This window comes from uncultured Nisaea sp., from assembly GCF_963974195.1.
In the GTDB taxonomy this organism is placed as follows: Bacteria; Pseudomonadota; Alphaproteobacteria; order Thalassobaculales; family Thalassobaculaceae; genus Nisaea.
In genome coordinates this window covers 30,447-52,163 of sequence record NZ_CAXBDC010000007.1, presented here as the reverse complement: position 1 = coordinate 52,163, position 21,717 = coordinate 30,447, and the positions used below count along the sequence as shown (strand labels likewise).

The 21,717-nt window shown below is 59.9% G+C and carries 19 protein-coding genes; 7 read left to right on the top strand and 12 right to left on the bottom strand.

Features of this window, described 5'->3' with window-relative positions:
* Positions 1 to 68 precede the first annotated feature (68 nt).
* Positions 69 to 1,478, top strand: coding sequence for a type I glutamate--ammonia ligase (glnA, locus tag AAC126_RS03060; RefSeq protein WP_339849939.1), 1,410 nt, complete (start codon positions 69 to 71; stop codon positions 1,476 to 1,478).
* Positions 1,479 to 1,647: 169 nt separating this feature from the next.
* On the opposite strand, the gene AAC126_RS03055 is transcribed toward glnA, so the two are convergent.
* From AAC126_RS03055 to AAC126_RS03040, 4 genes are all read right to left on the bottom strand, one after another.
* Positions 1,648 to 2,505, bottom strand: coding sequence for a DMT family transporter (locus AAC126_RS03055; protein WP_339849937.1), 858 nt, complete (start codon positions 2,503 to 2,505; stop codon positions 1,648 to 1,650).
* A 138-nt stretch (positions 2,506 to 2,643) separates the two neighbouring features.
* Positions 2,644 to 3,279: a ParA family protein gene (locus AAC126_RS03050; RefSeq protein ID WP_339849935.1), complete on the bottom strand. Its 636-nt coding sequence runs from the start codon at positions 3,277 to 3,279 to the stop codon at positions 2,644 to 2,646.
* Between the two features lie 61 nt (positions 3,280 to 3,340).
* Complete coding sequence (locus AAC126_RS03045; RefSeq protein ID WP_339849932.1) at positions 3,341 to 3,733, bottom strand: hypothetical protein; 393 nt, start codon at positions 3,731 to 3,733, stop codon at positions 3,341 to 3,343.
* A gap of 50 nt (positions 3,734 to 3,783) precedes the next feature.
* A complete protein-coding gene (locus tag AAC126_RS03040) occupies positions 3,784 to 4,179 on the bottom strand; it encodes an acyl-CoA thioesterase (RefSeq protein WP_339849930.1) in 396 nt (131 codons plus the stop codon).
* A 103-nt stretch (positions 4,180 to 4,282) separates the two neighbouring features.
* Here AAC126_RS03040 and parE point away from each other — a divergent pair, with 103 nt between their 5' ends.
* The 3 genes from parE to AAC126_RS03025 all read left to right on the top strand — a co-directional run bounded on the left by parE (position 4,283) and on the right by AAC126_RS03025 (position 8,355).
* Positions 4,283 to 6,289, top strand: coding sequence for a DNA topoisomerase IV subunit B (gene parE / locus AAC126_RS03035; protein WP_339849928.1), 2,007 nt, complete (start codon positions 4,283 to 4,285; stop codon positions 6,287 to 6,289).
* A 234-nt stretch (positions 6,290 to 6,523) separates the two neighbouring features.
* Entirely contained in the window at positions 6,524 to 8,020 is a 1,497-nt protein-coding gene (locus AAC126_RS03030) for a DEAD/DEAH box helicase (protein WP_339849926.1), read from the top strand.
* Between the two features lie 92 nt (positions 8,021 to 8,112).
* Positions 8,113 to 8,355 (top strand): Lrp/AsnC ligand binding domain-containing protein, encoded by a 243-nt coding sequence (locus tag AAC126_RS03025; protein WP_028464819.1) that lies wholly within the window; start codon positions 8,113 to 8,115, stop codon positions 8,353 to 8,355.
* Between the two features lie 6 nt (positions 8,356 to 8,361).
* On the opposite strand, the gene AAC126_RS03020 is transcribed toward AAC126_RS03025, so the two are convergent.
* The 4 genes from AAC126_RS03020 to AAC126_RS03005 form a co-directional block, all read right to left on the bottom strand.
* Positions 8,362 to 9,594, bottom strand: coding sequence for a pentapeptide repeat-containing protein (locus tag AAC126_RS03020; protein ID WP_339849920.1), 1,233 nt, complete (start codon positions 9,592 to 9,594; stop codon positions 8,362 to 8,364).
* 123 nt (positions 9,595 to 9,717) lie between these two features.
* Positions 9,718 to 10,380: an aspartate/glutamate racemase family protein gene (locus tag AAC126_RS03015; protein WP_339849919.1), complete on the bottom strand. Its 663-nt coding sequence runs from the start codon at positions 10,378 to 10,380 to the stop codon at positions 9,718 to 9,720.
* 11 nt (positions 10,381 to 10,391) lie between these two features.
* Positions 10,392 to 13,046 (bottom strand): aminopeptidase N, encoded by a 2,655-nt coding sequence (gene pepN / locus AAC126_RS03010; RefSeq protein ID WP_339849918.1) that lies wholly within the window; start codon positions 13,044 to 13,046, stop codon positions 10,392 to 10,394.
* Positions 13,047 to 13,089: 43 nt separating this feature from the next.
* Positions 13,090 to 13,860: an SDR family oxidoreductase gene (locus AAC126_RS03005; RefSeq protein WP_339849916.1), complete on the bottom strand. Its 771-nt coding sequence runs from the start codon at positions 13,858 to 13,860 to the stop codon at positions 13,090 to 13,092.
* 101 nt (positions 13,861 to 13,961) lie between these two features.
* On the opposite strand from AAC126_RS03005, the gene AAC126_RS03000 reads away from it, so the two are divergent.
* Positions 13,962 to 14,915 carry a nitronate monooxygenase gene (locus tag AAC126_RS03000; protein WP_339849913.1) on the top strand — a complete coding sequence of 318 codons (954 nt, stop codon included), beginning with the start codon at positions 13,962 to 13,964 and terminating at the stop codon, positions 14,913 to 14,915.
* A 26-nt stretch (positions 14,916 to 14,941) separates the two neighbouring features.
* Here AAC126_RS03000 and AAC126_RS02995 read toward each other — a convergent pair whose 3' ends face one another.
* Complete coding sequence (locus AAC126_RS02995) at positions 14,942 to 15,325, bottom strand: GcrA family cell cycle regulator (RefSeq protein WP_193170506.1); 384 nt, start codon at positions 15,323 to 15,325, stop codon at positions 14,942 to 14,944.
* A gap of 309 nt (positions 15,326 to 15,634) precedes the next feature.
* On the opposite strand from AAC126_RS02995, the gene AAC126_RS02990 reads away from it, so the two are divergent.
* Complete coding sequence (locus AAC126_RS02990) at positions 15,635 to 16,579, top strand: UDP-glucuronic acid decarboxylase family protein (protein WP_339849911.1); 945 nt, start codon at positions 15,635 to 15,637, stop codon at positions 16,577 to 16,579.
* Positions 16,580 to 16,582: 3 nt separating this feature from the next.
* Here AAC126_RS02990 and AAC126_RS02985 read toward each other — a convergent pair whose 3' ends face one another.
* The 3 genes from AAC126_RS02985 to AAC126_RS02975 form a co-directional block, all read right to left on the bottom strand.
* The gene (locus AAC126_RS02985) at positions 16,583 to 18,250 is read right to left on the bottom strand and encodes an ABC transporter ATP-binding protein (protein WP_339849909.1); all 1,668 of its coding nucleotides are present in this window, start codon (positions 18,248 to 18,250) and stop codon (positions 16,583 to 16,585) included.
* A 266-nt stretch (positions 18,251 to 18,516) separates the two neighbouring features.
* Complete coding sequence (locus tag AAC126_RS02980) at positions 18,517 to 19,677, bottom strand: acyl-CoA dehydrogenase family protein (RefSeq protein WP_339849908.1); 1,161 nt, start codon at positions 19,675 to 19,677, stop codon at positions 18,517 to 18,519.
* Between the two features lie 46 nt (positions 19,678 to 19,723).
* Positions 19,724 to 20,431: a nitroreductase gene (locus AAC126_RS02975; protein WP_339849906.1), complete on the bottom strand. Its 708-nt coding sequence runs from the start codon at positions 20,429 to 20,431 to the stop codon at positions 19,724 to 19,726.
* A gap of 26 nt (positions 20,432 to 20,457) precedes the next feature.
* Between AAC126_RS02975 and AAC126_RS02970 the strand changes: the two genes are divergently transcribed.
* Positions 20,458 to 21,669: a CoA transferase gene (locus AAC126_RS02970; protein WP_339849905.1), complete on the top strand. Its 1,212-nt coding sequence runs from the start codon at positions 20,458 to 20,460 to the stop codon at positions 21,667 to 21,669.
* The last annotated feature ends 48 nt before the right edge of the window (positions 21,670 to 21,717 follow it).

Below are 21,717 nucleotides of genomic sequence, written 5' to 3'. Positions count from 1 at the left end.
GACAAACCGCCAGCGGTTGCTCCGAACGCCCGGAGAGGCAAAGCCCCACCAAGTCAGGAAGGAAGACTATGTCTGATGTGAACACCGTCTTGAGCATGATCAAGGAACATGATTGCAAGTTCGTTGATCTCCGTTTCACGGATCCGCGCGGCAAGATGCAGCATGTGACGCAGGCCATCGAGACGATCGACGAAGAAAGCCTGATTGAAGGCTTCATGTTCGACGGTTCCTCCATCGCCGGCTGGAAAGCCATCAACGAATCCGACATGAGCCTGAAGCTGGACCTGTCCACGGCGCGCGTCGATCCGTTCTTTGCACAGCCGACCCTGATGATCCTCTGCGATGTCGTGGACCCGATCACCGGACAGCCTTACGAGCGCGACCCGCGTTCCACGGCGAAGGCCGCACTGAACCACCTGAACAGCCTCGGCATAGGTGACACCGCGTACTTCGGTCCGGAAGCCGAGTTCTTCGTCTTCGAAGACGTGAAGATCAAAACCGGCTCCAACATCGGCTATTACGAAGTCGATCACCCGGAAGGCCCGTACAACTCCGCCCGCGCCTATGAAGAGGGCAACATGGGTCACCGTCCGGGCGTCAAGGGCGGTTACTTCCCGGTTCCGCCGGTGGACAGCGAACAGGATCTGCGCAGCGAAATGCTCGCGGTCATGGGCGAAATGGGTGTGGATATCGAGAAGCACCACCACGAAGTCGCTCCGGCCCAGCATGAACTCGGCATGAAATTCGGCACCCTCATCGAGACCGCCGATGCCCTGCAGATGTACAAATACGTCGTGCATAACGTCGCGCATGCCTATGGCAAGACCGCGACCTTCATGCCGAAGCCGATCGCTGGCGACAACGGGTCGGGCATGCACGTTCACCAGTCGATCTGGAAAGACGGCAAGCCGCTCTTCGCGGGCAACGGTTATGCCGATCTCTCCGAGATGTGCCTCTACTATATCGGCGGCATCATCAAGCACGCGAAGGCCCTCAACGCCTTCTCCAACCCGACGACGAACAGCTACAAGCGTCTGGTTCCGGGTTTTGAAGCTCCGGTTCTGCTCGCATATTCCGCGCGCAACCGTTCCGCTTCCTGCCGTATCCCGTTCGTGAACAGCCCGAAGGGCAAACGCGTCGAGGTCCGGTTCCCGGATCCCGCCGGCAACCCGTACCTGGTCTTCTCCGCCATGCTGATGGCCGGCCTTGACGGTATCCAGAACAAGATCCATCCGGGCGACCCGATGGACAAGGATCTGTACGACCTGCCGCCGGAAGAACTGGCCGACATCCCGACCGTTGCCGGCAGCCTGCGCGAAGCTCTGGAATGCCTCGATGCGGACCGTTCGTTCCTGACCCAGGGCGACGTCTTCACCAACGATCAGATCGATGCCTACATCGAACTGAAAATGGATGAGGTCATCCGCTTCGAACAGACCCCGCATCCGGTCGAGTTCGAAATGTACTACTCCGTCTAAGGCAACGGGCGGCCGGGCTTCCCGGCCGCTTCGCCTTGGGCGTCTCCAAGTCCTGCCGTCGCTACGCGTGTATCGCCGGCAGGCTTCCTCCCAAAACTCGGGCCGCTTCGTGCGGCCCGTTTTTTTGTGCTCGTTTTATGAAGTCCGTTTTACGAGACGGGGCGCTGGTTCAGGCAGCAGCGCGCGGCCGGGCAAAGGCGATGACAAGACCGCTGAGCACAATCAGGCCGCCACCCGCAAGCAGATGCAGCCCCGGGGTTTCACTGAAAAACAGCAACCCGAAAAGCGCCGCGTAAATCAGCGTGCTGTAATAAAATGGCGCAATAAAGCTGGCCTCGCCAATCGCCGCCGCCCGGATGAACAGCAATTGACCGCAGACCATCACCGAGCCAACTCCGATAAGATAAGGGAGCTGAGCCAGGTCGGGCATCTGGAAGACGGGAATGGCCGCGCAGCCCGATATCACAGCGCCCGACAGATTGTTGATGGCGAGAATGGTCAGAGGATCATCGGATTGTGCGAGCAGACGGATGGTCACCACCTCCGCTCCGACAAAAAACGCCGACAGGAGCGCCACCAGGGCCCCTGTCTGAAGCACGCCGGCCCCGGGCTGGTTCATGATCACCACCCCCACAAGCCCGAGTGCGGCCCCGGCCCATCGTAATGGCACCACACGTTCACCCAAAAAGATGATCGCGAAAATCATGGCAAAGATCGGGCTGGTCCAGGCAATCGCAATCGCGTCGGCCAACGGCATCATGCCGACAGCCGCGAAGGAGGCGGTGACCCCGGCCACCCCGAAGACAATGCGCAATCCGTGCTTGAGCGGAATTTGCGTCCGGAAGACACCACGGCCACGGCGCAGAATGAACGGTAACAGGGTCAGAAACCCGAATGAAAAACGCGCGAAAGCAATCTGCAGCGGATGCAGATCCGGTCCCACATCCAGGATCTGCACCCCCTTTGCACAGGCGTTCGCCCCCGCGAAGAAGGCACAGGATACAATCACAAGAAAAGCAGTCTTCAACGCAGATCCCGCCGGCATTTTCTGAGTCCAATCAGAATTTCTGACCGGCGGATCATCGTGAGCACGGGCGCCTGCCGCAACCAACATTGCTGCAAGTCATACGGCACAAAAATGTACAGACGCGGCGCCCATCAAAAATTAAGCGGACAAACGTGATTCCTCGATGAAATCGATCAGCGGCTGAAGGTCCATCACATGGTCGAAGGTACGCCGGCTCGGCAACTCCATAATCGCCAGGCCATCCTGCGCCGCCTGAGCAAAGAGCTGCGTATCACGCAAGGTCGCGACTGTGGGAAAACCGAGATCTTCGAGAAAATGCTCCAGACGCTCTGCAGCCTTCGTGCGCAACCGCACCCGGTTGCCGACAAACGCGACCGCCCGCTTGTTCTTGCGAATTGGCTTCAGGTCCGCGAGCTGATCCATGAAACGCCTTGTCCCGTCCTCATCGAACGCCGACGGCAGGACTGGAATAACGATAACATCCGCGCGCTTCACCACATCCTTCACCACGTCGCGGCTCATCGCGGCAACACAGTCAACGACGAGGACATCCGTCTTCTTCCGTGGTTTGGCGCCATCCTCTTCAAGGTCGACACCGCTGATCTTCGGCACTTCGGACGGGCGCCGGCGCAGCCAGCCCAACGAGCTCTGCTGCAAATCCAGATCGCCCAACGCCGTCTGCAACCCCCGTCCCGCGTAATGCGCCGCCAATGTTGTCGCCAGCGTGGTTTTACCGGCGCCGCCCTTGGTATTCGCTACCGCGATCGTAAACATCATCTCTCCGTCTTGTTGCCGTGGCTTGCGCCCCGCTTAAACCCTTCGCAGGCAGACTCTTTCACGGCAATTCGACTTCGAGACTGCGCCCTCCCTCGCCATGCTGGCTGTCACGCGCTCTCACAATTACCTTGCTGATGCCCTCCGGTATGGAAATGCCGGAAAGCGATCGGGTGAAGGGCTGCTCATTGACGTGCGGGTGATACAGCACACGTTCGCCGAGCAGCGTTCCATCCGGCGCCAGTACCGACCAGGCATTCGCATAGTGGTCCCACCCCGTATCGGCATGACGTACGGTCACATGAAAGCTGTATGAGCCATCAGCTGCCCGCTCGACCTTTACATTCTCAACATCGGCCTGCCCGGCCAATGCCCCACTGCCTCCGAGCAACAGAAACACGGCAATGGCCATACAGAGACTGGCTCGACTCTGGATCAGAAAGGAGTTCATCACGCCAAATATGCGCACACAGTACGCCTCCATATATCGCTTGGCAAGCTCTCTCAGGCGTTTTCCAGCTTCCGCTTCCTGCCATTCCCGTCAAGCGCAACAAAGGTAAAATGGCCCTCGGTCACGAGAACTTCATCTCCGCGATAGGTGCCCGCGCGAATAACCCAGGCTTCGATCCGGAAGGTCAGCGATGTGGTTCCCTGCTTTTCCAGACTGGCGTAACAGCACAGGACATCACCCACCCGGACGGGCTTGTGAAAGGACATCGCCTCGACACCAACCGTCGCCACGCGGCTTTTTGCCCTCTGTGCAGCAGCGGTTCCTCCGGCTATATCCATCTGGCTTAATACCCAGCCGCCAAAAATATCACCGCTCGGGTTCGTGTCCGCCGGCATCGCGATCGTCCGGACCTGCAGTGTCCCGACCGGCTGACGTGCAACTTCTGTCATAACCACTCCTGATTGCTTGGCGAGTGTCGCCTATATCTTGTAGTATTCGCCTGACAGACTACAGGATAACCTATTTTCTGGCTTCCGAGGACGCACCCTATCCATGTCGGACCTGTTCCAAAGCAATGCCGCCCGCAGCGATGATGATTATTCCGCGAAGGATATCGAGGTCCTCGAGGGCCTGGAGCCAGTGCGCCGGCGGCCGGGAATGTATATTGGCGGCACCGACGAGCGTGCAATGCACCATCTCGTGGCCGAGGTCCTGGACAATTCCATGGACGAAGCCGTCGCGGGTTTCGCAAGCCGGATCGAGATCGACCTCAGCGCCGACATGACGGTCACGATCAGGGATAACGGCCGGGGCATCCCCGTCGACCCGCACCCCAAGTTCAAGGACAAGTCCGCGCTGGAAGTCATCCTCTCGACGTTGCACGCAGGCGGCAAGTTTTCGGACAAGGTCTACAGCACCTCAGGCGGCCTGCACGGTGTCGGTATCTCGGTGGTCAACGCGCTCTCCGACGTGATGGAAGTCGAGGTCGCGCGGGACAAACAGCTTTTTGCCCAGCGCTTCAGCCGGGGCATCACCCAGGGGCCGCTGGAAAGCCGCGGCCCGGTGCAGAACCGGCGCGGCACCACGGTACGTTTTCATCCGGACGAAGAGATTTTCGGCAAGGCCCGCTTCCGTCCGGCCCAGCTTTACAGGCTGGCCCGCTCCAAGGCCTACCTCTTCAAGGGCGTCGAGATCCGCTGGTCCTGCGATACAGCACTGATCGGCGAAGGAGACGGAACCCCTGCCGCGGCCACCCTGCACTATCCGGGCGGTCTCGCGGACTTCCTGAACAGCACGCTCGGCGACCGCGTTCTGATCGGCGAGGCTTTCGCCGGTGACAAGGAAGAAGGCGCCACGCGCGAACGTGTCGAATGGGCCGTGACCTGGCCGGACGACCGCGACGACGGCTTCATGAACGCCTATTGCAACACCATTCCGACCCCCAGCGGCGGAACCCATGAAGCGGGCCTCAGAACCGCTCTGCTGCGCGGCATCCGGGCTTACGCGGAAATGGTCGGCGGCCAGAAGAAAGCCGCACAGATCACCGCGGAAGACGTCATGGGCGGCGCCTGCATCATGCTGTCCGTCTTCATCCGGGACCCTCAATTCCAGGGCCAGACGAAGGAACGCCTCGTCAGCGCCCATGCAGCCAAGCTCGTCGAACAAACGGTCAAGGATCATTTCGATCACTGGCTTTCCGCGAGTCCCGAAACCTCCAACCAGCTTCTCGAGCGGATCACCGAGCGGGCCGATGATCGCCTGCGCCGGCGTCAGCAAAAGGAAGTCTCCCGCAAGACCGCCACGCGGAAACTCCGCCTGCCCGGCAAGCTCGCCGATTGCAGCAAGTCGGAACAGGAAAGCACCGAAATCTTCCTGGTCGAGGGCGACAGCGCCGGCGGCTCCGCCAAGCAGGCCCGCGATCGCGCGACCCAGGCCATCCTGCCGCTTCGGGGCAAGATCCTGAACGTCGCCAGTGCCTCGATCGAAAAGCTGCGCGGCAACCAGGAACTGTCAGACATCTCGCTTGCCCTCGGCTGCGGCACCGGCGATCGCTATGACGAAGACCAGTTGCGCTACGGCAAAGTCATCATCATGACCGACGCGGATGTCGATGGCGCGCATATTGCCTCGCTGCTGATGACCTATTTCTTCCGGGAGATGCCCAAGCTTGTCGAACAGGGGCACCTTTATCTCGCCCTGCCCCCGCTCTACCGCCTCACACAGGGGACGAAATCGGTCTATGCCAGAGACGATGCCCATCGTGAGGAATTGATCCGGACGGAAATGACCGGGCGGGCCAAGATCGAGGTCTCGCGCTTCAAAGGCCTCGGCGAAATGCCGCCGAAGCAGCTCAAGGAAACCACCATGGACCCGGAGAAGCGCATCCTGCTGCGTGTCGCCGTCCCCCCGTCACTCAAGGGACTGGATCCCGATAGCGCGGATGCAGAGGCGCGCCGGGCTCTCGAACAGACAGTTGAAACATTGATGGGACGGAAGCCTGAACTCCGTTTCCAATTCATTCAGGAAAACGCGAAATTCGTCACGGATATCGACGTCTGATCCCGCAGCCGGAAAATATCTTCAAAAATACCGGGAAGGCTTATAGTTTCATAAATATTACGAAAGTATGGTACGGATACTACACCATCACCAAAACATGGCTGGTACGCGGAATTAAGCGATCTCTATTGTTGACAGCGGCAACGCTACACATAATATCCGCTTCATCTTCGCGCCGAGCACCTTACAGACAATCTGTAACGCCTCAGCCAACGCGATAAAATAGGCGGTACCTTGACGTTTTCAGACCTTGGACTTAGCGACGCAGTTGTTTCTGCGGTAACCGATGCTGGTTACACAACACCCACTCCTATCCAGGAGCAGGCAATTCCCCATGTTCTCATGGGTAGAGACATTCTCGGCTGCGCACAAACCGGGACCGGCAAGACCGCGTCCTTCACCCTGCCGATGATCGACATCCTGGCGGCCGGACGGGCCAAAGCGCGCATGCCGCGCTCCCTGATCCTCTGTCCGACACGGGAACTTGCGGCCCAGGTCGCGGATAATTTCGTCAAGTACGGCAAATACAACCAGCTCAACATGGCTCTCCTGATCGGCGGCGTTGCCTTTGCCGAACAGGAGAAGAAGCTTGATCGCGGTGTCGACGTTCTGATCGCGACCCCGGGGCGCCTGCTCGATCATTTCGAGCGTGGCCGCATCCTGATGACCGACGTCAAGGTTCTGGTGATCGACGAAGCCGACCGCATGCTCGATATGGGCTTTATTCCCGATGTCGAGCGGATCGTCGGACTTCTGCCGCGTATCCGGCAGACCCTTTTCTTCTCCGCCACGCTTTCCAAGGTGATCCGCAAGCTGGCCGATGCTTTCCTGATCAACCCGCGCGAAATCACTGTTGCCGCCGCCTCTTCTGCTGCCGAGACGGTCAGCCAGTGGCGCGTCGATGTGAACGCGAAAGACAAGCGCGACGCGCTGCGCAATCTGATCGAGAGCGAAAAGCCGGCCAACGCCATCATCTTCTGCAACCGCAAACGCGATGTCGGCATTGTGCACCGGTCCCTGAAAAAGTCCGGCTACAACGCCGTTGAGCTGCATGGAGACATGTCCCAGCCGGATCGCATGAAAACGCTTCAGCGCTTCAAGGACGGCGATGCGGATCTGCTTTGTGCAAGCGACGTCGCCGCACGCGGACTGGATATCGCCGGCCTCAGCCACGTGTTCAATTTCGATGTCCCGACGAATGCGGAAGATTATGTGCACCGGATCGGACGCACGGGCCGCGCAGGCAAAGAAGGCCGTGCCTTTACGCTGGTCTCTCCTGAGGACGGTAAATATTTCCAGGCCATCATCAAATTGATTGGCAAGGAAATCCCGGTCTTCAAGAATATCGGCAAACCGGCCGGTGAACAAACGGCGGGTGAGCGGGACGGCACTGCGGACTCTCAAGCCCAGCCTGAAGCGAAGACGGAAGCCGCCAAGACCGAAAGCACCTCGCCCGCGAAAGAGGGCGCAAGCAGCGCGGAGAGCGGTGACGAGAAACGCGGCGGCCGCACAACGGCGGGCAACCGCAAGAAGCCCCGTACACGCGGCGGACGGGATCGGGAACGTGCATATCCCGGCGAGCGGACACCGGGTCCGGGCAACGTCACGGAGTTTCCGGCGCAGGAAACCCGCGGCCGCAAACCACGGCGCGACCGGGACGATGACTCCGGTAATAACGAAAAGGTGGTCGGCCTCGGCGACCACGTCCCTGCCTTCCTGCTCCGCAAGTAGGAAAGACAGCCACCCCAAGCGGCGCCGCTTGATTTCGGCGCCCTTTTCGGAAACCATCGGAAGCCTTCAGCTTCCAGAGATCAGGTTCCCCGATGCAGACTATTTTTGTTCAGGTTAAATGCGAACTCAGCGAAGCTTACAATGTCGCCGACGCCGCCATCATGGATTTCGAGGAAGTCTCGGAAGTGCATTCAACTTCCGGACAGTACGACCTGATGATGAAATGCTATCTGCCTGACGATACCGATATCGGCCGGTTTGTGACCGAAAAAATCCATAGCATCAAGGGCGTGAAGGACACCTTCACGATCATTACCTTCAAAGCATTCGGGTAAGGCCGCTCAGGCGCCCGTGGGCGTCTGTGGGGATGTCTCTGGATCGTCATCAGTATCGGTGGCCCTGAAGATGGCCCCGTTCGTTGCTGCTGTCTCGAACGACACCCCGTCAAGCCTCGCACCATCGAAATTCGTATTCGTGCAAATCGTTCTGTCGAAATTTGCACCTGTCAGGGTTGCCGGAAAGCGGACCACGCGGCGGTCACCACGAGTGCTTAGAATATTGACATAGCCAAGATCCGCATCCGCCAGATTAGTGGCGGTCAGGTCTGCATTCATCAGGATGGCTCCCCGCATGTCGGAGCCCCTGAAATTGGCCCCCGCGAGGTTCGTTCCCGTGAAATCCGTCATGGTCAGGAACGATTTTCCCAGGTTGCACTTCTCAAGATTGGCGCCTGTGAACTTGGCAACGCTCAGATCGGCATACTGAAAATCAATCCCTGCCAGATTGGCGCCCGAGAAATCGGCCTGCTCACCATCCTTGCCGTCGGTCGCCAGCCATTTCATATGGCGCTGAACCTTGAGCTTGAGCTCATCCTTAAGCTCCCTGATCCCCAGGAACACCCGGCAATTATCGAGGCGCGCGCCTTTCATGTCGCAGACCGACACGTCGACATTACGCAGTACCGCGCCTTCCAGATCGGCGCCGCGCAGACTTGCCCCCTTGAGGTTTGTACCCGCCATCACCGCATTCTTCATGCGGGCCAGCTCCAGGTTTGCCCCTTCAAGATCGGCACCGGAGAGATTGACCGCGACGAGCTCAGCCTCAGACAGGTTGCTGTTGCGAAGCGATGCACCCTCAAGGTTACTGTGGCTCATGTTAGCGCGTGAGAAGTTCGATTTATCCAGAACGGCGTCCGACATATCGACGCTCTGCGTGCGCTTCATGCCGGCATCCCGGATATCTCCCGGGCGCATGTCGGCTTCGCGGAAATCCGCACCGCCAAGGCGCGCACCGGTAAACTTGGTCCCCCGGAGGTCCGCCCGGAAGAAGTTACACCCCGCGAGATTTGCCCGGCGCAAGACCGCACCGAACATGTCAGAGCCGGAAAAATCACCACGGACAAAGGCCGCACCGGTCATATCCGCGCCGGACAGAAGCGCATTATGTAACTTGGCATTGGGCGCGCTCAGCCCCTTGAGGCTTGCGTTTCTTAAATCAGCGCGCTTACACCCCGGAACGCCATCGAGGTATCCTCGATGGAGCACGATAATTTCCTTAAGTGTCGCTTCATCCATCGAGAGAAATGCCCGCCCCAGGCCCGCAGCAACTAACCAAAGGTTATTGAGCGGTTCTTTTCTTACCTTTTCAAGTACTAAAAGTTACAACAGTACTCGAATTTATATTACATTGTATTGATTTCATGGTGATTTTAGCAGGGAAATGGTTAACGCATTGCTAACCGCCGCTTGAGTCGGATCGATAACCGGAACGCCAAGATCGTCTTCCAGCGTCGCGCGGTACCGCGCCATACCGGCGCAACCCAGCACGATTGCCTGAGCCCCGTCGATATCCCGTAATTGTTTGCCCGTTTCGAGAAGCCGCCCATAGGTGACGCTTTCATTTGAAAGCTCGACCACCCCCAGCCCGAGAGGACGTTCGCCAGCGAGCCGTGATTCGAAACCAAGCGTCCGGATATATCTCATGTGCCTCGGGATGGATTTCTCGAGAATCGCGACAACGCCGAACCGCTCCACCGTGCTCATGGCGCACAGTACCCCCGACTCGGCAATGCCATAGACCGGGCTGTCCGTCGCTTCCCGACAGGCATGAATTCCGGGATCCGAGTAGCAGGCGATAACGAAGGCCGAAGCACTGTTCGCACGCCGGGCGACGATCTCCCGTGTCTGGACCGCGGCAAGATCAACATCCGCCTGGCTTTCGATACCGGGCGGTCCGTCCGCGTTGGTCAGGCACTCGATCTCCGGCCCGCCCGGCAGACGCAGTGGGTCGAGCGCCGCACTCATCGCCTCGGTAACGGCCTCGGTGCTATTCGGATTAATGACGACAATTGGCTTCGTCACATTCTTTCCCCTTATCCAAGTCCCTTGGTTGCTAGTTCGGTGACATCCGGCGACAGGCCGGGCTGCCTCAGTATCCGCTCAAGACATTCCTGCATCATCCGCTGACGGGCTTCGTCATATTTCTTCCAGCGCGTCAGGGGGGCTACCATCCGGGCCGCCACCTGGGGGTTAAGGCCATCAAGCTTGATGATCTGATCCGCGAGGAAGCTGTAGCCGGCGCCGTCCGGAGCATGGAAACGCACCGGATTTCCTGATGCGAATGCCCCGACAAGAGCCCTCACCCGGTTCGGTGTCCCGATATCGAATTTTGGATGCTCCAGCAGCGCCACAACCTCGGACAGCGTGTCCGGCAAGCTGCTGGTCGCCCGCAGGGTGAACCACTTGTCGAGCACCAGCGGTGTGTTCTCCCAACGGTCATGGAACGCGGCAAGAGCTGTCGTTCGTTCCGGGCAATCCGTGCCGTTCAGCGCCTGCAGGGCGGCCATCGAGTCCGTCATGGTGACCGCTTCCGATGCCTGCCGGGCGGCGAGAGCCAGCGCGGCAGCCTCCCCGCCAGCCACCAGATAGCCCAGCGCCACCGCCTTGAGGACGCGCGAGCCCATCGCGGCAGTCGACATGTCGTCAGCCGCATAGGCCCCGGCCAGACGTCCGTAGAGTGCCTTGAAGACATCTGCGTGCTTCAGGCCTATTTCCGTGCGCGCAGCCCGGCGCACCCGGTGGATGGCCTCCGGGTCTGCCGGGAGCATGGATTCCGCAAGCACGGACTCGCCCGGCAATGTCAGCAACTCGGCGGCGAAGGCGGGCTCTATGGACGAATCACGCAGGATGTCCGCGACAGCATCGTGGAAGGCCTCCTCAAGAACACTCTCCCGCCCGTCTCCGGCCGCGGCAAGCAGCATCCGGGTGAGATAGCTTTGTCCTGCATCCCAGCGGGCGAAGGGATCGCTGTCATGCTGATAGAGGAAGCGCTCTTCATCCGCGCCCAGATTGCTCCGCAACTTCACCGGCGCCGAGAACCCCCGCAGCAGTGAGGGAACCGGCGCTGTTTCGATATTCTCGAATATGAACTCCTGCTCCTGCCCGGTGACCGGGAGCACCCGGCTTGCCGGTGCTTCATCCACATTCTCACCGCGCAACTGCAACGGCATTTTCTTGCCCGACTGATCAAGCAACGCCATGGAGAGCGGGATCAGCATCGGCTTCTTGTCCGGCTGCCCTGGCGTCGGCGGAACGATTTGACGGACCTTCAGCGTTGCGGTTTTCGCGGCCGGATCATGATCGAGGGAGACCTCAATCTCCGGCGTTCCCGCCTGACTGTACCAGAGCCGGAACTGGCCAAGATCGACACCGCTTGCATCTTCCATGGCAGCGACGAAGTCCTCGCACCGGACCGCCTGCCCGTCATGCCGCTGGAAATAAAGATCCATGCCTTTCCGGAAGCCCTCGGCGCCCAGCAGGTTGTAGATCATGCGGATGACCTCGGCGCCCTTCTCGTAAATCGTCACCGTGTAGAAATTGTTGATCTCGGAATAGCTTTCAGGACGGATCGGATGGGCGGTCGGGCCGGAATCTTCCGGGAACTGCGCCGCGCGCAGCAAACGGGCATCGGCAACGCGCTTCACACCCCGGGAATGTGTGTCGGAGGTGAATTCCTGGTCCCGGAACACCGTCAGCCCTTCCTTCAGGCTGAGCTGGAACCAGTCCCTGCAGGTCACCCTGTTGCCGGTCCAATTGTGGAAATATTCGTGTGCAACAATGCCTTCCAGCCGCTCGTAATCGGCATCCGTCGCGGTTTCCGGATCGGCCAGCACGAATTTGCTGTTGAAGATATTGAGCCCCTTGTTCTCCATCGCCCCCATGTTGAAATGGCTGACGGCGACGATCATGAACAGGTCGAGATCATATTCGAGGCCGAACACCTCCTCGTCCCACTTCATGGAGCGTTTCAGGCTATCCATGGTGTGGGCGCAAAGGTGCTCGTTGCCATGCTCGACATAGACCCGGAGCGCCACGTCCCGGCCTGACATCGTCCGGAAGCTGTCGGAGACGCAGGCAAGATCGCCGGCCACGGCCGCGAACAGATAGGACGGCTTCGGAAACGGATCATTCCAGACGGCAAAGTGACGGCCCTCGCCCGCAGCACCGGTCTCGATCAGGTTGCCGTTCGACAGCAGCACCGGAAACCGCTTCACATCAGCTTCAAGCCGCGTCGTATAGACCGCCATCACGTCGGGCCGGTCGGGGAAATAGGTAATGCGCCGGAAGCCTTCGGCCTCGCATTGGGTGCAATACATGCCCCCGGACATATAAAGCCCTTCAAGCGCCGTGTTCTTCTCCGGCACAATCGCCGTCACGACCTCAAGCGTGAATGTATCCGGCACGCCGGTCAGCGTAAGACGGTCACCGGCAAGCTCGTACCGGTCTTCACCGGCCGTGTCCCCGTTCAGCGTCAGGGAGACCAGCCGGAGCTCCTGACCGTCCAGTTCCAGCTCGTCGGACAAAGACGCGGAGTCCGGATTGCGCTTCCCCTTCAGGACAGAGGTGACGATTGTCTCCCCGTCCCGGAGATCGAAATTGAGATTGACCGTTTCGATCAGGAAGGTCGGCGGCGCGTAATCCGCAAGCTTCTTCACTTTCGCTCCGGGGACGTTATCAACGCGTTCCATGTCAGCTCCGCAATTCGGTGTGTTCGATTATTGGGCAGTCGGGCTAGTTGGCCATCCAGCCACCATCCACCATCAGGTTTTCCCCTGTAATGTAGGTAGCCTCGTCGCTGGCGAGAAACAGAACCGCATTGGCGACGTCGCGGGGTAGGCCCAGCCGGGGCCAGGGTGTACGTGCATGCGAGTAGGCCAGGATCGCCGGATCGGTGGCCGGGCCGCTCTTCCCGGTCAGGATCTTGCCCGGCGCCACGGCGTTGCAGACGATCCCGTCCGCCGCGTAATCCCCCGCGATCTGCCGGGTCATGTAAACAACGGCGGCCTTGCCCGTCCCGTAGGCGAAATCGTTCGGAGACCGGACCATGCCGTGCTGCGAGGAGATATTGACGATGCGTCCGCGCACGCCGTCCCGCTCCGGCTGGGAGATCATCTGCTGGATAGCCCGCTTACAGCAGAAGAAAACGCCACGGGCGTTCACTCCCATGACCTTTTCCCAGTCTTCCTCCGTGGTCTCCAGGATCGGCTTGCTGACCCCGATGGCGGCGTTGTTCACCATGATGTCGAGCGCTCCATATTTCTCGACCGCAAGCGAGACGGCCGCATCGACGGAGCCCCAGTCCGCCACATCCATCTCCGTGAAGACGGCTTCCCCGCTCATTGCCTTGATCTGGTCCAGCGTCTTCTCGCCGCCCTCTCGCGGCTCGTCCGTGCGATCGGCGATCACGATCCGCGCGCCCTCTTCGGCGAACCGGAGCGCGATGGCTTTTCCGATGCCCGAGGCGGCGCCGGTAATGAGCGCGGTTCTGTGCTTGAGGCGCATGATATCTCCGGGGTCTGGGCAGGTGCGGCGGTCGGGAGGAAGGATTGCGGCACGCCCGTGAGACGACTAGGTTTCCCTCAACAATAAATGGGGAGGGTGATTTGGCAATAACCACGACACTGACGGAACGGCTCGGTATCGAGCATCCGATACTTTGCGCTCCAATGGCACGAGTTTCCGGTGGAAAGCTGGCGGCAGCGGTGTCCCAGGCAGGCGGCCTTGGTCTGATCGGCGGCGGTTATTGCGATGCGGACTGGATCGACACGGAGTTCGCCGCTGCGGGCAATGCCAGAATCGGCATCGGCTTCATCACCTGGCGCCTTGAACAGTTTCCCGATGTGCTCGACCGCGCGCTTGAACGCCAACCGGCTGCCGTGATGCTTTCCTTTGGCGACGAGAAGCCTTTTGCCGGCAAGATCAAAGCCGCCGGAGCAACCCTCATCACCCAGGTTCAAAGTCTGGAACAGGCAAAGCGGGCAGCCGGTGCAGGTGCCGATATCGTCATTGCCCAAGGCGGCGAGGCAGGCGGCCATGGCGCCAATCGCGGCACCTTTTCCCTTGTCGCGGAAGTGGTCGATGCCCTGCCGGGTATTTCCGTCGTTGCCGCGGGTGGCATCGCCGACGGGCGCGGACTGGCGGCGGCCCTGATGCTTGGTGCAAGCGGCGTCCTGCTTGGCACCCGGTTTGTCGCGACCAGGGAATCCCTGGCGCCCGAAGCCGCCAAACAGGCGATTTCCAGCGAAAGTGGGGATGTCACCGTGAAAGGCAGCACCTTCGACAAGGCGCGCGGATTCGTCTGGCCGGCGCCTTATGCGCTGCGCACGTTCCAAAACAGTTTTGCCGAGCAATGGGAAGGCAAGGAGCTGTCCAAAGCCGCGATTGCGGAGTTCGAGGAAGCTGCGGCGGCGGCGAATATGGAGATCGCCCCCGTTGTTGCAGGAGAGGCTGCCGGCATCATCCGGGATGTCCCCTCCGCCACAGATCTGGTGCCGCGCATCGTGGCCGAAGCGGAGAAAAAATTAAGGGGCGCCGCACTATTCTGCAGCACCCCCTAATTGATCAGCAATTGGGAACCAGGCGATCAGGCCGCCTTGGTGTCCCGCATGTTGGTGTAAGCCACCGCGCAATGCGTGGAGCAATACGGCCGGCCCGGCGAAACGCCATCACCGCAGAATTTGAAGTCCGGAGACTTCGGGTCACCGATGGGCCAGGAACATTTGTTCCGGTCCCATTCCTGCGCCGCGAGCGGCGATACTTTCCGCTTCTTCGGCTCGACCGGCTTATCGGAGCGGACAATTGGTGACTGCCGCTTCGGCAACCCCATGCGGTGAACTTTGCCCACCACGGCATTCCGCGAAACCCCGAGTTCATTTCCGATCTGTGTGATCGACAATCCGTCCGCCCAAAGCTGAGTAAGCTGGCTCAGACGATCCTCGGTCCATGCGCTGACTGCGCTATCAGCCATTGTGCCCTCCAAGTGTAACTTCCACTGTCGGCTGCTCCCCGGCTCAACCGGATGTGCACTGCATCCAAAAGACGCAATATGTTGTGCCGACGCAGGAGGAGACTACTCTTTCTTGTGGTTATTGTTCAAGGTGATTCGGAAATATCGAAACGATTCGCGCCGATTCAAAGACTTACGGGGAAACGTTCTCACAAGACTCAAACAGACGCCTGAACCGCGTCCCGTGCCTGCCCCATTTGCACCCGGCCGTGGATGCGGTATGCAGATTGTGAAGATATGCTTTTAACGTGACAATTCGGCGGTCGCCCCATGAAAACAGTCCCGAAGCGCGTTCTTGTGACAGGAGGCGCCGGTTTTGTCGGCTCGCACCTCTGCGAACGCCTGCTGGAGCGCGGCGACGACGTTCTCTGTGTCGATAATTTCTACACAGGCATGCGGCATAATGTGGTCCATCTGCTGGATCACGCGAATTTCGAGCTGATGCGGCACGACATCACCTTCCCGCTCTATGTCGAGGTGGACGAGATCTACAATCTCGCCTGCCCGGCCTCGCCGATCCATTACCAGCGCGATCCGGTGCAGACGACGAAAACCAGCGTGATCGGCGCCATCAACGTGCTGGGCTTGGCGAAACGGGTGAAAGCCAAGGTGCTGCAGGCCTCGACATCCGAAGTCTATGGCGACCCCACCGTGCATCCGCAGACCGAAGAATATTGGGGCAACGTGAACACCACCGGCATCCGGGCCTGTTACGACGAAGGCAAGCGCTGCGCCGAGACCCTGTTCTTCGACTATCTGCGCCAACACAAGCTGCGCATCAAGGTTGCCCGCATCTTCAATACCTACGGCCCGCGCATGCATCCGAATGACGGCCGCGTTGTCTCCAACTTCGTACTCTCCGCCCTGCGCGGCGAGGATCTGACACTCTATGGTGACGGCAGCCAGACCCGTTCCTTCTGCTTCGTTGACGATCTGGTCGACGGCCTGATGAAGTTGATGGACAGCGAAGACAGCGTGACCGGCCCGATCAATCTCGGTAACCCGTCTGAAATGACAGTGAAGGAGCTGGCCGAGACGGTGACGGAGCTGGTCGGCGGCAAGAACGGGATTTCGTACCATCCGCTACCCCAGGACGATCCGATGCAGCGCCAGCCGAACATCGCCAAGGCCAAGGCACTGCTCGGCTGGGAGCCAAAGGTCGATCTCCGCACCGGTCTCGGCAAGACAATCGACTATTTCCGCGCGTTTGTCTGAGCGTTAGAGCTCGACAACGCAGTCGCCCAGGCGGATCGAACTCTTCCGGTGCGTCACGACCAGCACCGTGACCTCGTCCGCCAGCAGGCGTACATAATCCATGATCTCCCGCTCGGTCTCTTCGTCGAGAGCCGAACTGGCCTCGTCGAGGATCAGGAAGCCGGGGTTGGAATAAAGCGCGCGGGCAATCGCAACCCGCTGCCGTTCTCCACCCGATAATTTCAAACCACGTTCCCCGACCACCGTATCGAGACCATCCGGCATGGTCTCGATACGCTCAAGAATCGATGCCCTTCGGGTAGCTTCCCGCAAGCGATCTGGATCAGAGTCTCGTCCGAGGGTGATGTTCACACCTACCGTGTCGTTCAGCAGCAAGATCTCCTGCGGCACAACCCCGACAGACTGAAGCCAGGAAGCCTTGTCGATACCCTGCGCATCCACTCCGTCGAGAAATATAGCGCCGGCGCTCGGCTCCATTGACTTCAGCGCGAGCCTCAGAATCGTCGACTTTCCGGCCCCCGTTTTCCCGGTAATAAACGTAATCTGGCCTCTTCTGGCAGTGAAACTGACATTTTCGACACCACTCCCCTCCCCGTAGCTGAAAGAGACGTTCCGGAACTCCAGATCTCCGGCCACAGGTGTGAAGGACAACAAGCCAGTCTGCGCGCTTTCCTCCGGTGCATCCCAGATACGGGTAAAGACGCGAAATTTTGCGAATGCTTCCGTCAGGCTGTCAATCGCACTCCCGATCATCTGAAAGGGAGCGTTCAACTGGAGCAGCAAGGTGTTGAACAGAACCATATCCCCAATAGAGATCGCTCCCTCCTGATATCGGGGAACCAACATGGAAAAAGTGATCGCTATCTGAGTTGCCAGCGCGACCCCGTAGAGGGCGCTGAAGCCCAGCTTCTTGAGGCAGAAATCCCGCCAGCTCTGATAAGTGCTTTGTGCCCCTTCGGCAAACCGGTCCGTTATCCAGCTGGTGCTGCTGAAATAGCGCAATGTTTCCATTGAATTCAGCGCGTTGCCGACGAGCTTCGCATTCCTTTGCTGTGTCTCCATTGCTGCATTCAGGAATGGCCGGGAGCGTTGAGCTCCCAGATAAGTCAGCCCAACGAAAACAATGCCATAAACAAGCACCGCCACCGCGACATCAAGATTGATCGCGTAACCAAGCACGGTCAGCGTCAGCAAAATCTGCACAACACCCGGCGCAAAAACGATCAGCCCGAGCTGTAGCAGAATGGCGAGGGCGTCCGTTCCTCGCGCCTGGGCCGATTGTATCTCGGTCGGGTTGTGATCGAGGAAGAAGTCCGCGCGTTTCCGCGCCAGCCTTTTGAAAAAACTGATGGAGGCTATGAAACTCAGGCTCTCCGAGCACATAGCGGATAAATAATTGATCGAATGCTGCAGCGCATGCCCCAGCCCCATGAACAGGGCATAGGCGATGAAACCGTACAGGAGGCTTTCATACGAAGCCGAGGAGGCCGCTTCGTCCACAAGGCGCGAGAACAAGTATGGCGCATATACCGAACTCAAAGAGGAGATGATCACAACAGCGGCGATCAGCAGGATTGTCAGATATGAAAATTTCCAGAAATCGCGCAAAATCTCTTTTACCGGATGAAATATCCCCATGCTCAAACCGCCCCACCCGGAAAATATCAACAATTAATATACGTATAATTATTGCAAATGATAATCATTCGCCACACGCGGTGCCAATCATGCACGACGCGGTGGCCTGTTGATAGTGGTGGCGGGAAAGGTCTTCTTTTTTCGCTCTGTCGTCTGAACGAGCAAAAGCATTCTTGGCCGCCTCCCACTCCCCAATCACATCGCACGTGTTGGGGCGCAGGACGCGGCTCCAGGTTTTCTGATAGTGCTCACATACGCGGGAAGCGCGACGGCTGTTGGGCCTTTAGGGGCTCAGACCTTCAGGCCCGCTGGTTAAACCGCCGCCCGACAAGAGCGGCCGCGATGTTCACCTTCTGGATATCGATGGCGCCACCGGCAATGCCCCAGCCCCAGCCGTCACGCAGACGCTGTTCCATGCCGTAGGATTTGGAATAACCGTAAGCTCCCATGACCTGCAGGGCGGAGCCGGTGACATCACGGACGATCTCGTTGGCGAAACATTTGGCGAGGCTGGAATCCAGCACGGACGGCAGGCCGTCCTCGGCATTCTTGGCCGCGCGGTAGATCAGCAGGCGCGATGCCTCTACCCGCATGGCCATCTCGGCGAGCTTCATCTGCACTGCCTGGAACTCCACCAGCTCCTTGCCGAAGGCCTTGCGCTCCTGCGTGTAGGCCAGTGCCGTCTCGAAGGCGGCGGATGCAATTCCGAGGCACATGGTGGCGTTGCCGCAGCGCTCCAGGTCGAACGCTTCCATAAGCTGGCGAAAGCCGCCCGCCGGAACGATGACGTTCTCTTCCGGGATCTCCACATTGTCGAAGAAGATGTCCGCGCTCGGGATCCCCCGGAAGCCCATCAGCCGTTCCCGCTCCCCGAAGCTGACACCCTTCATGCCCTTCTCGACATAGACCGCGCCAATCCCCTTGGCCCCCGGTGCATCGGACATCTTGCAGTACGCCACATAGGCCTCCGCGTGCCCGCCGCCGGAGCACCAGCGCTTCTGGCCGTTCAGGATCAGCTTGCCGCCCTCTTCCTTCACCCGGGTTTTCAGGTCCGTCAAAGCAGAGCCCGCATCCGGCTCCGACATGGCGACAGCGACGGTCAGCTCACCGGCACAGACCTTGGGCAGTACCTGCTTTGCCAGCTCCGACGAGGCAAAGTGCTCGACCGCGCGGCAAGGGCCGACAGAAGATTCAAAGATCGGAAAGGCAACAGCCGGCGAAACCTTGGCGAATTCCTCCAGAACGATCAGGGCCTCGAGATTGCCGAGCCCGAGCCCGCCATATTCCTCCGCCACATTGATCCCGAGGAAGCCCATCTCCGCATAGCGCTTGATATGCTCCCGGGACGGCGCTTCGTCCTTTTCCTCAAGCTCGCGGGCGACTTCCGTCATTTCCTGCGTCGCAAAGCTGCGCGCCGTCTCCTGCAGTTCGCGCTGCTCACTCGTCAGCTGGAAATCCATGAACGTTCCTCCGGTCTTTTATATTATCGTTTCAGTTGAAATGAGTTTAGCCGTGATGAAAGCGGACGTAATCCTCCAGCGGCACGCGATCTGTAATAAGTGTGTTCTCGGCTTGCGACCAATCCGCCTTGCCGAGGGCCATTCCGGCCACGACCACGTCCTCTTCGCCAATCGGAACATGCTCACGGATGACCTTGTGGAAGGTGGCGAAGGCTGCTTGCGGGCAAGTCTCCAGCCCATGGCTCCGGGCCAGCACCATGACGTTCTGCATGAACATGCCGAAATCGAGCCAGCTGCCGATTTCCAGCCCGCGGTTGATGGTGAAGATCAGGCCGACAGGGGCATCGAAGAAAGTGAAGTTCCGGGCATGCTGCGTCTTGGTTTTCTCGAAATCGCCCTTCTCGATCCCCAGTAGCCCGTAAAGCGCCCAGCCAACAGCACGGCGGCGCCCCTTGAAGGGCTCGAAGAACTCTTTCGGATAATACTGATACTCGCCGCTATAGCCGCCCTCATGGTGGGCCGCCACCAGGTCAGCGCACAGCGCGTCACGAGCGCTCCCGGTGACGACCTCGACCTTCCAGGGTTGCATGTTGGTCCCGCTTGGCGCCCGGCCAGCGAGATAGAGGATGCGGGCAATCGTTTCCTCGGGCACGGGGTCGGGCAGGAAGGCCCGCACGGAGCGGCGCTGCGAGACAGCCTCCTCGACGGGGTTCAGATTTTCGTATCCGGTCTCTATGATCGGTGCGTCTGTCACTGTTCTTCTCGGGAAAATTGATCGAAATGGCTGATGAACTTGCCGCCGGGCCCCTTGCGGGGCTCAGGGTGCTGGATATGACATCGGTCCTGCTTGGACCCTATGCGACGCAGATCATGGGCGACATGGGCGCCGATGTCATCAAGGTCGAGTCTCTCGAAGGAGATGTCACCCGCAACGTGACGCCTTTCAGGACACCCGGCATGGGTGCGGTCTTCATGAACGTGAACCGCAACAAGCGCTCCCTCAGCATCGACCTGAAGAATGCCGCCGCGCGGGAGGCATTCCTCAGGCTGGTGCCCGATGCGGATGTGCTGGTCTGTTCGATCAGGCCCGGCGCCATGCGCCGTCTCGGCCTTTCCTATGATGACCTGAAATCGCTCAATCCAGGGCTGATCTATTGCGGTGCATACGGGTTCAGCGAGAAAGGTCCCTATGCCGGGCGCCCCGCCTATGACGACATCATCCAGGCCGCCAGCGGCCTTGCCGCCCTGCATGAACGGGCGGACGGCGCACCTGCCTATAGCCGCACCGTGCTGGCGGACAAGGTGACCGGCCTGATGTGCCTCTCCGCCATCACCATGGCGCTGGTGGCCCGTGGCCGGACCGGCAAGGGGCAGTTCGTCGAGGTGCCGATGTTCGAGAGCCTCGTCGCTTTCATGCATGTCGAGCACCTTCAGGGCGCGAGTTTCGAGCCGCCACGCGGCACGACCGGTTACGACCGGGTGCTCGCCCCGCACCGCAAACCGTACCGTACCAGCGACGGGCATGTCGCCCTGCTGCCCTATACAACCCGGCACTGGATCGCCTATCTCGACGCCATCGGCCGCAGCGACATCACATCCGAAAGCTGGGTCACCGATCCGGCTGAACGATCCCGCAATGTCGGCAAACTCTATGAGATCGTCGCCGAGACCACACCGACCCGCAGCTCGGCCGAATGGCTTGCCCTGTTCAGCGAGATCGACGTCCCGGCCATGCCGGTGCTCGACACCGAGGACCTGCTGCAGGACCCGCATCTCGATGAAATCGGCTTCTGGCCCCTGTTCCAGCATCCGAGCGAGGGAGAAATCCGCATGGTCGGCCAGCCGATCCGGTTCGAGGATACACCCGCGAGCTATCGCCGCGGCGCCCCGCGCCTTGGGGAGCACAGCACGGAAATCCTGAGCGAGGCAGGGCTTGAGGCCGCCGGAATCGAAACCCTGATCGCGGCGGGTGCCGTCAAACAGGGAGCGTGAGCGAGCATCCATTCCCCGGGAGCATCTAACAGGTGCCACTGCCCTGCC